Here is a 10,588-nt window from a genome sequence, read left to right on the forward strand (position 1 = left end):
AGTTTCGTCTCCGGCAAGCCGGTAAAAACGCATCAGGAACAAAAAGAGCACTGGCGTGGTAAACGGGGCACGCGGAAGCCAGTCCCAAACGAGGGGGCCACCAGCGGGTCGAAAATCGTCGACTTGCCAAAATGTATCGCGCATTGTACCGCTCGAAGTATCGTAAAACCGCTTGCAAGCCAGTAACTTGCGATGGAAGCCCTGTTTTGGCGTTAATTGGCGAAGAGTCCCTCCCTCTCCGCCATTTTTATTAATAAATTCAATTAATTAGCGGAAATCATATAGTGGTTGCCTATTCGGTGTTCTCAGAACGCTACCTCGAATTTTATGCAAGCCACGTTTGAGGCACATCCCAATCTTGATCTCCTCGAGCGGCCCCCTACCCCACAGATTCATTCTTCAAAGAAACAATCAGCAATGGACACGTGATCCACAGACAACTGTCTCGACAGACTCTATATGTATGGTAATGCTCGGTTGAGATCGAGGCTTTCCGTCAGGCGATAGCCAAGGCCCAACCCTACGCCAGCGGCGAAGTTGGTCTTCGTCTTGGACGGAAAAACACCCGGTTCGTCCGGGAACAGATTGATGCCCTGCGTTGCCTTGGAGCGCAGGAAAGCGGCGCCGATTTCGGCAGACGCGTCAACATAGAGCTTGTCTGAAAGATCGTGAATGTAACCGGCGCCGACAAACACGCCATGTGCGGTCACCTTCAAATCCTGATCATACGGATCGCCATCAAAGCCGGCCCAACCCGAATATTCATGCTCGCCAAAATAGCGATAGCTCGCCTTGGCGTAAACATTCGGGGCCAGCATATAACCGACGCCGACATTGCCCGTGAAAGAGCTGTCCGACTTGTCGACACCGTTCAGAAGGATGCGGCCTCCAGACACGTCGTTATCGGTAAGCAGTGCTCCGACCGGATTGATGAAATCTCCAGGCCGCCGATATGCGAAAACGCACCACCAACGCCTCCATCGATGAACCAGCGCTTGGAGCCGCAACCGGCGCGGGCTCGTTGGCAACAATTGCGTCCGCAGCGTATGCGGAAGTTGCAAAAATGACGGCGAGTGCTGTCGTCGTAATGAGCTTCATTTTGTCCCGCAATCCGCAATCACAGGTAGCATTCGAATAGCTGGCTGCGCTCACAAAGTCTGTGGCATTATCGCCACAAGCGAGCCTTTATCCTGCCGCTTTCTAAATTTGCGACCGCTGAGATGTTCAATCGGGCACATTGGCCGATGCGGCTGAAAAGGGACGGTAAACCTCCTCACCCCCGCCACCGCAGCGCCTCCACCAGCAGCCGGAACGCCGGGGACATTTGCCGGCGGCTGGCGTAATATAGGTGATAGCCGGGAAAGGATGGGCACCAGTCTTCCAGCACCCGGATAAGCCGGTCTTCCTCGATCAGCGAGCCGAACTGATCGTCCGGCAGGCAGGCAAGGCCGAGGCCACGGAGCGCGGCGTCGATGATCGGCTGAACCTCGTTGCAGATGAATTGCCCCTCGACGCGCACATTGAGCGGGCGGCCGTCCTTTTCGAATTCCCATGCGTAAAGCCCGCCCAGCGTCGGCAGGCGCAGGTTTATGCAATTGTGCTCCGTCAGGTCGTGCGGGCTTTGCGGCGCGGGGTGTTTTTCGAAATAGGCGGGCGACCCCACCACCGCCATGCGCAGATCCGGGCCGATGCGCACCGCGATCATGTCCTTCGCCACCTGCTCGCCTAGACGCACCCCGGCATCATAGCGCTCGGCAACGATATCGGTGAGCCGCTGCGCCACGTCGATTTCGATATTGATTTCCGGATAATCGGTCATCAACCGGCTGGCAACAGGCATGAGAATGTCCGCCGCCGCCCGGTGGCCGGAGGTCAGCCTTATCGTGCCGGCGGGCCTGCCGCTCATTGCACAGACCGCGTTGATCCGCGCCTCTATATCGTCGAAGGCAGGGCGCAGGGTTTCGAGCAATTGCTCGCCGGCTTCCGTCGGCGCGACATTGCGTGTGGTGCGCGTCAAAAGCCGCACGCCCATGCGCTCCTCCATGCGGCGGATCGTATGGCTGAGGGCGGATTGCGACGTGCCCATCCGCGCCGCGGCGCGGGTGAAGCTGCGCTCCTCCGCCACCGCCAAAAACGCCATCAGATCGCCCAGCTCATCGCGCCGCATTCATGAATCCATCATATAGGTCCATGCCGGATTTAACACGCAAACCCGCCGCCGCGCCAATGCTATTCTGCCATCTCGCAAAGGAGTGAAACCATGAAAATCACCAAGACAGGCGAAAGCGCCTCCGTGCGCGGACCGGAAGACTGGTTCACAGGCGCTGTCCGTATCGACAGCCGGTTCCAGGCGGAGGCTCCCGCAAGGACCGGCGGCGCGCTTGTGACATTCGAGCCGGGCGCGCGCACCGCCTGGCATACCCATCCGCTCGGCCAGACACTGATCGTCGTTTCCGGCGTCGGTCGTGCGCAGCGTGAAGGCGGGCCGGTTGAGGAGATACGCCCCGGCGATATCGTCTGGTTCGAACCGGGCGAAAAGCACTGGCACGGCGCCTCTCCTGATGTCGCCATGAGCCATATCGCCATCGGCGAGACGCTCGACGGCAAGGTCGTCGACTGGCTGGAGCATGTCAGCGACGAGGAATATCAGGGCAAATAGCGGCCCCGAAGTTCGCCCCATGGCGCTAGTGCTTGCCTTCGTCCGTAAACATGATAATTAGTATCATATTAAAGATGGCTGCGCGGGTAACCAAAGGCATTGAGCTACCAGCATTCGATGATTTGCGCGACGGAAGGCATCAGGGCGCTCGTGCCGGAGAAATGGCGCGGCCTCGATGGCATCATGGGCGTTTATTGGGATGCAGAAGCCCAAACCGGGGCGAATGGCTATTACCTCTCGCCCGACCCGCGCATCGTCATCTTCTTCAATGAGGTGTCGCCCCACATCCGCATGGCCAATGAGGCGGAAGGCTTGGGGCGGCGCGACCGCCCGATGACCCGCGCCGTCTATGTGCCGGCGGGTGTTCCGCTCTGGACGCGCTTCTCCTCCCCGCACCGCTTCTCCCATCTCGACCTGCACCTGCACAAGGACCGGCTCCTGCGCTTCCTCTCGCCATCGGTGGGCGCGTCGGTTGCGCGCGCCGCGCTGCGCCGTCCGGTGGAGATCGAGGATGTCGGCGCCATAGAGACGCTCGCTGGCCTGCTGGTGGAGGAGCTTTCCAACCCGTCGAAGCACCCGGTCTATGCCGAAAGCCTCGCCGGCGGCATCGTCACCGCCCTTCTCGATATCCCGCGTGAGGCGGATATCGAGGCGGACGGCAGGCTCACCCAGGCGCAGATGAAGAAACTCGCCGCCCGCCTCAATGCTAAGGGCGATGGCCGCCTGAGCGTCGCCGAGATGGCGGAAACGGTCGGCCTATCCGAAAGCTGGTTCGCCCATGTGTTCCGGCAGACGACCGGAAAGACGCCGTTGCAATGGCAACTCGCGCGGCGCATCGCGCTGGCGCAGAAGCTGCTGCGCGAGACGGACCTGACCGTGGCGGGCATAGCCGCCCAACTCGGCTTTTCCGACCAGGCGCATCTGACGAAGGCATTCAGGCAGGTTGCCGGGGAGACGCCGGCGGCATGGCGGCGGATGCAGCGGTAGCGCCATTTGCCGGTTTGGCAACGATGCCAAGGCGATCCCTTCACCCTCGCCCTTCGAGGCTCGCTTCGCGAGCACCTCAGGATGAGGGTGAAGGGCGTCGGCGCTTCGAAATGAGAGTGCGGACGCCGGCGCTCCAGTAACCCTCATGGTGAGGTGCGAATGAACCCTGAGGTGCGAGCGTAGCGAGCCCCGAAGGGGAATGAGCCTCGAACCACGAGGGTGCTTGGCGCCCGTCCATCAAACATAAACCGCCCCGCCGGCGGTTCTATCTATAAATCACCAGCTCTGCCTGATCGTCGCATAGATCGTGCGGCCGGGATTGTAGTAATACGCCCCACCATCATCGTTCGCGATATGCTTTTCGTCGAACAGATTGCTGGCATTGAGCTGGAACGTCGTGTTCTTCTTGATCTCATAGGTGAAGGCCGCGTCGACGGCGACGGCATCCTTCGATTTGCGCGTATTCGCGTTGTCGAAATAATACGCGCCCGTATAGCGCGCACCCAGGCCGAAGGTCATGTCGCCACGGGTTCCGTTGCCTTCCAGCTTATAGGTGCCCCAGATCGAAGCCATGTGCTCCGGAACCTGTGCGAAGCGCTTGCCGTCATATGCGCCGCCGCCATTCTCGACGATCCGGGAGTCGATATAGGAATAGGCGGCGATCAGGTTGATGTTGTCGGTTATCTCCGCCTTCGCCTCGAGGTCGACCCCGCGGTGCCGTACCTTTTCGACCGTCGCGGGCAGATAGGTGGGAGCCTCGAAGGTCGTGATGTTCTCCATCGTCAGGTCATAGACGGAGGCGGTGAACAAGGCGGGGAACGCTTCGGGGCTGTATTTGACCCCGACCTCATACTGCGTGCCCGAGGTCGGCTCGTTCCCCGTGCTCGGCGGCGCGACGGATTCGGCGTAGCTCGTATAAACCGCCACTTCGTCGGTGAGCTTGTAGCTTAAACCGAAACGCTTGCTGAGTTCGCTGTAATCGCCCTTCGCATTGGTGCCCGTGAGCCGGTTTCTCTCTTCAAGATCGAGCCAGTCGTTGCGAAGGCCGACGCTTAACGTGAGCTTGTCGAAGAAGGTCAGGTCCTGCTGGAGATAAATCGCCTTCGTCGTCTGGTCGTTCGTCCTGGCCGTGGTGAGCGGGATGGTGCCGGGCACACCGGAATAAACAGGGTTCTTCCAGTCGATGCCGGGCGCGGTACCGCCCCAGGCCGGCGGATTTAAAGCGTAGCTGTTGTTCTCCGCTTTGATGTTGTTGTGATCGACGCCGACGAGTGTCCGGCTTTCCACCTGATCGAAGCTCGCCTCGTAGAGGAGATGCGCGTCGATGACGAACTGCCGGCTGGAGCCGTCGCCGCCGAAGAAGACGCGCTCCACGCTGGTGTCCGACGGGTCGCTGGCGCCCAGCGCATCGTAGACATAGGCGTAGCCGAAGCCCGTATCCGCCTTGCTGTAGCGCGCATTGGAGTTGAAGGTCAGGCCGTTGCCGAAATCATGGCTGAACATGACACTATATGTGTTTCTGTTCGTCGTACCGTAATTATAGCCCGGCTCGCCGAAGAAGCGGCCCCTGTCGAAATCGGTGAAGCGTGGATGGCCGCCGCTGCTGGGCGTGCCATCCTTATCCAGATGATCGAAGACGAAGGTCAGGCTGGTGGCGTCGGTGGGCCGCCAGGTCAGGCCACCCATGATGAAGTTCTCATCGTCCTGCGAATGATCATATTCGGCATCCGAGCGCTGGAACTTGCCGGTCAGGCGATAGGACAGGGTATCGTCCTTGGTGATGTTGTCGCCGAAATCGAAGCCCGTCTCCTTGTGCTTGAACGAGCCGCCCGTGCCATAGATTTCGCCGAAGCGTTCGGCTCTAGGCGTTTTGGTGACGTAATTCACCGACCCGCCGGGATCGGACACACCGAAGCCCGTGGAATTGGCGCCCTTCAGCACCTCGATGCGCTCGAAGGCATAGGGCTCTTCGCGAACCCCGCTCCAGGTCCGGCCGACGACCAGCCCGTCGCGATAGGTGAAAGGCGTGAAACCGCGGATCTTGAAATAGTCGTAACGGTCGTCCGAACCGTAGAAATCCGTGTTGACACCGGCGGTGTATTGCACGACCTGCTCGATGCTCTCGGCGCCGCGCTCCTTGATTTCCTTGGAGGTGATGACGGAAACGGTAGCAGGCGTTTCCAGAATATCTGCCGGCATCTTGCCGACAGCCGTGGCCCGGGTCGCGACGATCGACTTCGCATCGTCATCCCGCCCACCGCTGCTATCGACCGTGATCGTCTCGAGGACGGTCGCGGAGCCCGAATCCTGCGCCTCCTGCGCAATCGCTCCCGCCGGCAAGGCGATGAGCGCGGTGCAGCTCAGAAGCAGCGCCGTGCGGTAGCGGGCAGCAGCAGCCCTTGTCCTGTCAGTCCCCATGATGAAATCCCCATCCGTCTGTAACGTCAGGATGGCTACTAACTTGAGCGTCTTTATCCAGTATTGTAGATTTCCCTGTTTTTGTAGGAAACCACGGAAACTTCATCCCCCTCACCCCACCGGTCCCGCAATGGCCTTGACGCGAGCGGATGAAGTTGAGAGGAGAACTCCACTTATATCATATGGAGCGTTTCGCCAATGCTGCGGTTCTTCCGTCTCGCCATGCCGCTTGCCGCTATATGGCTGTCGATCGTTGCGCTTGGATCTGCCTGGGCTGGGGAAACCTCTTACCCCATTACGATCAAGCATGCCTTCGGCACCACCACCATCGCCAAAAAGCCCGAGCGGGTGGCGACGGTGGCATGGGGAAACCATGAGGTGCCGCTGGCGCTCGGCATCGTGCCGGTCGGTTGCGCCGCAGCCAATTTCGGCGACGATGATGGTGACGGTCTGCTGCCATGGGTGTCGGAGAAGCTGGCAGCGCTGGGCGCACAGAAGCCGGTTCTGTTCGACGAGGGCGACGGCATCGATTTCGAGGCGGTCGCCGCGACGAAGCCCGATGTGATCCTCGCCGCCTATTCGGGCCTGAGCCAGGCGGACTATGACACGCTGAGCCAGATCGCCCCTGTGGTCGCCTACCCGCAAGCCGCATGGTCAACCGACTGGCGCGACATGATCCGCCTGAACAGCGCCGGGCTGGGCATGGCCAACGAGGGCGACGCGCTGATCAAGAAGATCGAAGGCGAAATCGCTGCGACCCTTGCCAGGCACTCCGAACTGCGCGGCAAGTCGGCCATGTTCATCACCCATCTCGATGCGACGGATTTGAGCACCGTCAATTTCTACACCGCCAACGATACGCGGGTGAAATTCTTCTCCGAACTGGGCCTGAAACCGCCCAAAAGCGTTATGGAGGCTTCCACCCCCGGGCGCTTCGCCGGTTCCGTCAGCGCCGAGCGCATCGACGCCTTCGATGATGTCGATATCGTCGTCACCTATGGCGGCCCGGAACTGCTCGCCGCGCTGAAAGCCAATCCGCTGACGGCCCGCATGCCCGCCGTCGCCAATGATTCCATCGTCCTTCTCGGCGGCGACCCCCTCGGCACGGCAGCCAACCCGACGCCGCTGTCCATTTCATGGGTGCTCGAGGATTATGTGGATTTGCTGGCGAAGGCGGCGGCGAAGAGCAAATGATGCAGGCTGCAGCAGTTCACGCTATAGCGATTTCCTTCACCCTCGCCCTTCGAGGCTTGGCTCACGCGAGCGCCTCAGGATGAGGAGCTACGGACGCGTCGCGGAATGCCCCTCACCCTTACCCTCTCCCCGTGATTTACGGGGAGAGGGGGACACGGACGTTTTCGCTTGTCTCTTCCGCCAGGTACAGGGGACAAGGACGAGGTGGCAACGCTTGTGTCCGCCTCGCCCCGCGTGCGGGGAGAGGGTAAGGGTGAGGGGCATTCCACGGGATGTACTGTTTGGCCGCCACGCCCTTACATCCTCAACAATTGACTTGATGAGGGTGAAAGGACGGCGGCACTCCAGTAGTCCTCATGGTCAGGTGCGATTGATGCGCAGTGGAATGAGCCTCGAACCACGAGGGCGCTTGGCACTTATCCGATGACCAGCACCAAACCCCTCTCCCTCGCCGCCCTCATCGCGGCGCTCGCCCTCCTCTGTGCCCTCTCGGTCGGCGTCGGCACGCGCGCGGTCGGCTTAGGCGATATCATCGCCGCGCTTCAGGGCCACACCGAGACCATCGGCCAGGCCGCCGTGGCAATGCGCATCCCCCGCACACTGCTTGCCCTGCTCGCGGGCGCCGCTCTTGGGCTGGCCGGGGCGGTCATGCAGGGCGTAACGCGCAATCCGCTGGCGGATCCCGGCATTCTCGGCGTCAATATGGGCGCGTCGCTTGCCGTTGTCGTGGCGGTGGCGTGGTTCCATATCACCTCGTCCCAGGCCTATATCTGGACGGCGATCCTCGGCGCGGGATGCGCGGCGGCTTTCGTCTACACCATCGGCTCCATGGGGCGCGGCGGGGCGACGCCGCTCAAGCTGGCGCTTGCCGGAGCGGCCACCTCGGTTGCCTTTTCCTCGCTGGTCATCGCCGTGGTGCTGCCGCGCAACGACATTGCCGGCGGCATCCGCGCCTGGCAGGTGGGCGGCATCGGCGGGGCGACCTTCGACCGCATTTCCCATGTGCTGCCCTTCCTCGTCGTAGGCTTCATCATCAGCCTCCTCTCGGCGCGCAAGCTGAACTCGCTGGCGCTGGGCGACGACCTCGCCGCCGGGCTCGGTGAAAAAGTCGCAATCGCCCGCGCCATCGCCGCGCTGGGCGCGATCCTCCTTTGCGGTGCGACAACAGCCATCTGCGGCCCCATCGGCTTTGTCGGGCTGGTCGTGCCGCATCTCTGCCGCCTGCTCACCGGCGTCGATCACCGCTGGCTGTTGCCCTTTTCCGCGCTGGGCGGAGCCTGCCTGCTGCTGACATCGGATATCGCCGGACGCATCCTCGCCCGTCCGGGCGAGCTCGATGTCGGCATCGTCACCGCCTTCGTCGGCGCGCCATTCTTCATCTGGATCGTCCGCCGCCAGCGGGTGCGTGAGCTGTGACCATGCCCGCCTTCACTCTCGATACCATCGCCACTATCAGGCAACGCCGCGCCAGACAGCGCCTGTCCTTCATTGCGATTCTGGTGGCCATACTCGGCCTCCTCTTCGCCCTCACTCTGTCGCTCGGCCAATCCTACACCCCGCCCTCGCAAGTCCTCCGCGTGCTCATGGGCGAGAATGTGCCGGGCGCGGCCTTCACGGTGGGCCAATTGCGCCTGCCGCGCGCGGTTATGGCGGTGCTGGCGGGCCTCTGCTTCGGTCTCGGCGGCGCGGCATTCCAGATCATGCTGCGCAATCCCCTCGCCAGTCCCGATATCATCGGCATCAGCTGGGGCGCGAGCGCGGCGGCGGTCTTCGCCATCGTCGTGCTGTCGCTGAAAGGCCCGGTTGTCTCTGTCTTTGCCGTCGCCGCCGGCTTGAGCGTGGCGCTCGCCGTCTATGCGCTGTCCTCCCGCAACGGCGTCGCCGGAACGCGGCTGATCCTCGTCGGCATCGGCGTTTCCGCCATGCTGGAAAGCTTCATCGCCTATATCCTTACCGGCGCTCCCGCCTGGAATCTGCAGGGCGCTGCGCTGGCTCACCGGCAGCGTCAATGGTGCGCAACTCGACCAGGCGCTACCGCTGCTTCTGGCGCTCATCCTCTTCGGCGGCGGGCTCCTCAGCCGCGCCCGTGATCTGGAAGCGCTGCGGCTGGGCGACGACACTGCCGCGGCGCTCGGCGTCAATGTCGCCCGCACGCGCATCGTCATCATGATAACCGCTGTCGGCATGATCGCATCGGCAACGGCGGTGACCGGACCCATCGCCTTCGTCGCCTTCCTCTCCGGCCCGATTGCCGCCCGCATCGCCGGCCGCAACGGATCGCTGCTCATCCCATCGGCGCTGACTGGCGCAATCCTGGTGCTGGCGGGCGATTATTGCGGCCAATTCCTGTTGCCGGCCCGCTATCCTGTGGGCGTCGTCACCGGCGCGCTGGGTGCTCCCTATCTCATTTACCTGATCGTGCGCGTTAACAGGAACGGAGGCTAGCCCCATGACCGTCCACGCCCTCACCGCCAGCGAGCTTTCCGCCGGCTATGGCGACAGCGTCATCCTCGACGGGCTCGACCTGACCGTGCCATCAGGCAAGATATCAGTCATCGTCGGGGCCAATGCCTGCGGCAAGTCCACGCTGCTGCGCACCCTCTCCCGCCTCATCGCGCCGCGCCGGGGCAAGGTGCTCCTCGACGGCAAATCGATCCACGCCATGCCGTCGCGCAAGCTGGCGCAGACGCTGGGCCTCCTGCCGCAATCGCCCATCGCGCCCGAGGGCATCACCGTCGCCGATCTCGTCAGCCGTGGCAGGCACCCTCATCAGGGCCTCTTCGCGCGCTGGACGCGTAGGGATGACGAAGCGGTCCATGCCGCGCTCACCGCGACTGGAATTCTCGATCTCACGGAGCGGCCGGTGGACGAGCTCTCCGGCGGCCAGCGCCAGCGGGTATGGATCGCCATGGCGCTGGCGCAGGAGACGGAAATCCTGCTTCTCGACGAGCCCACCACCTTCCTCGACATCAGCCACCAGATCGAAGTGCTGGATCTCCTCACCGATCTGAACCAAACGCGCGGCACCACCATCGTCATGGTGCTGCACGACCTCAACCTCGCGGCGCGCTATGCCGACCACCTGCTGGCCATGGTGGGCGGCAAGCTGCACGCGTCCGGCACGCCCGAAAAGGTCTTGAGCGAGGAGAATGTCCGGCAGGTCTTCGGCCTGGAAAGCCGCATCATGACCGACCCGATCTCAAGCCGGCCGATGATGCTCCCCATCGGCCGGCACAGGATACCCGTCACCATCTGACCCTGAGGCCGACATTGCCTGACACGACATAGCTGTCGGCGAAGTGGTCGACGGTGGTTCTGGCCAGCGCTTCG

Annotated in this window: 8 protein-coding genes and 1 pseudogene; 6 read left to right on the plus strand and 3 right to left on the minus strand. The window is 62.4% G+C overall.

Features of this window, described 5'->3' with window-relative positions; translation table 11 throughout:
• Positions 1 to 455 precede the first annotated feature (455 nt).
• Positions 456 to 896, minus strand: coding sequence for an outer membrane beta-barrel protein (locus IEX53_RS23115; protein WP_188826529.1), 441 nt, complete (start codon positions 894 to 896; stop codon positions 456 to 458).
• A gap of 377 nt (positions 897 to 1,273) precedes the next feature.
• Positions 1,274 to 2,167: a LysR family transcriptional regulator gene (locus tag IEX53_RS23120; RefSeq protein ID WP_188826530.1), complete on the minus strand. Its 894-nt coding sequence runs from the start codon at positions 2,165 to 2,167 to the stop codon at positions 1,274 to 1,276.
• Between the two features lie 93 nt (positions 2,168 to 2,260).
• On the opposite strand from IEX53_RS23120, the gene IEX53_RS23125 reads away from it, so the two are divergent.
• Complete coding sequence (locus tag IEX53_RS23125; RefSeq protein WP_188826531.1) at positions 2,261 to 2,659, plus strand: (R)-mandelonitrile lyase; 399 nt, start codon at positions 2,261 to 2,263, stop codon at positions 2,657 to 2,659.
• Positions 2,660 to 2,758: 99 nt separating this feature from the next.
• Positions 2,759 to 3,646, plus strand: a complete 888-nt coding sequence (locus IEX53_RS23130) for a helix-turn-helix domain-containing protein (RefSeq protein ID WP_188826532.1) — start codon at positions 2,759 to 2,761, stop codon at positions 3,644 to 3,646.
• 276 nt (positions 3,647 to 3,922) lie between these two features.
• On the opposite strand, the gene IEX53_RS23135 is transcribed toward IEX53_RS23130, so the two are convergent.
• Complete coding sequence (locus tag IEX53_RS23135) at positions 3,923 to 6,064, minus strand: TonB-dependent siderophore receptor (protein ID WP_188826533.1); 2,142 nt, start codon at positions 6,062 to 6,064, stop codon at positions 3,923 to 3,925.
• Positions 6,065 to 6,262: 198 nt separating this feature from the next.
• Here IEX53_RS23135 and IEX53_RS23140 point away from each other — a divergent pair, with 198 nt between their 5' ends.
• The 4 genes and pseudogenes from IEX53_RS23140 (at position 6,263) to IEX53_RS23155 (ending at position 10,514) form a co-directional block, all read left to right on the plus strand.
• Positions 6,263 to 7,258 carry an iron-siderophore ABC transporter substrate-binding protein gene (locus tag IEX53_RS23140; RefSeq protein ID WP_188826534.1) on the plus strand — a complete coding sequence of 332 codons (996 nt, stop codon included), beginning with the start codon at positions 6,263 to 6,265 and terminating at the stop codon, positions 7,256 to 7,258.
• A 423-nt stretch (positions 7,259 to 7,681) separates the two neighbouring features.
• Entirely contained in the window at positions 7,682 to 8,674 is a 993-nt protein-coding gene (locus IEX53_RS23145; protein ID WP_188826535.1) for a FecCD family ABC transporter permease, read from the plus strand.
• A gap of 2 nt (positions 8,675 to 8,676) precedes the next feature.
• Positions 8,677 to 9,703, plus strand: a pseudogene (locus tag IEX53_RS23150) (FecCD family ABC transporter permease).
• A 4-nt stretch (positions 9,704 to 9,707) separates the two neighbouring features.
• A complete protein-coding gene (locus IEX53_RS23155; RefSeq protein WP_188826536.1) occupies positions 9,708 to 10,514 on the plus strand; it encodes an ABC transporter ATP-binding protein in 807 nt (268 codons plus the stop codon).
• Positions 10,515 to 10,588 lie beyond the last annotated feature (74 nt).

The organism is Paramesorhizobium endophyticum, assembly GCF_014640615.1.
In the GTDB taxonomy this organism is placed as follows: Bacteria; Pseudomonadota; Alphaproteobacteria; order Rhizobiales; family Rhizobiaceae; genus Paramesorhizobium; species Paramesorhizobium endophyticum.